The organism is Azospirillum brasilense (genome assembly GCF_008365405.1).
In the GTDB taxonomy this organism is placed as follows: Bacteria; Pseudomonadota; Alphaproteobacteria; order Azospirillales; family Azospirillaceae; genus Azospirillum; species Azospirillum brasilense_D.
The window spans coordinates 1-741 of the sequence record NZ_QOKV01000083.1 but is presented as its reverse complement, the minus strand read 5'-3'; the positions used below and the strand labels follow the sequence as shown (position 1 = coordinate 741).

Annotated in this window: 2 protein-coding genes; both read right to left on the bottom strand. The window is 69.6% G+C overall.

The annotated features are described in order from the left end of the window. Positions 1 to 317, bottom strand: a 317-nt coding sequence (gene tnpB, locus DS837_RS31890) for an IS66 family insertion sequence element accessory protein TnpB (protein ID WP_149168403.1), incomplete at its 3' end; no start/stop codon positions are given. After that, entirely contained in the window at positions 314 to 721 is a 408-nt protein-coding gene (tnpA, locus tag DS837_RS31885; RefSeq protein WP_149168402.1) for an IS66-like element accessory protein TnpA, read from the bottom strand. The genes tnpB and tnpA, both read right to left, overlap by 4 nt. Between the last annotated feature and the right edge of the window lie 20 nt (positions 722 to 741).

Here is a 741-nt window from a genome sequence, read left to right as displayed (position 1 = left end):
CGCACCCGGGTCCAATCCAGACCCTCGACGAGCGCCGAGAGCTGAGCCGGGGTCAGCCGGATCACGCCGTCGCGGATCGCTGGCCAGCGGAACTGGCCGGCCTCCAATCTCTTCGCGACGAGAACCAGTCCGGTGCCGTCCCAATGCAAGAGCTTGACCCGATCGGCTCGCTTGGAGCGGAAGACGTAGACGACCCCGCTGAAGGGATCCGCTCCCAGCTGCTGCTGCACCAAGGCGGCCAGCCCATCCATGCCCTTGCGGAAGTCGACCGGCTTGGCGGCGACCAGGACCCGCACCGCGCCCTCGATGCCGATCATCGCGACGCCCTCACCGCGCGCAGCACCGCCCTGACGGTGGCGCCGTCCATGCCGGCGGGCACGCGCACCATCGCATCGCCGATCTGCACCTCGATGGCCAGGGGCTCCTTCGGCATCGACGTGGCGGAGGACGGTGTGGTGTCCAGCACCACTGGGGCGAACACCATGCCCTCCTGGGAGCGGCCGGCGGTGCGCGATTCCCGACGCCAGCCGAACACCTGCTGAGGCCGCAGTCCATGACGCCGGGCCACTTCGGAAACCACCGCCCCGGGCACCGCCGCCTCGGCCAGGATCCGCGCCTTCTCCTCCGGCGACCAGGTCCGGCGGCCTACATCGCCCGTGATCACTTCCATGCGGCGCACCTGCACGGGCTCCGGGTCAAGCGTAAGGTCGAGCGTAGACACAAACCGTTCTCCCGATCATG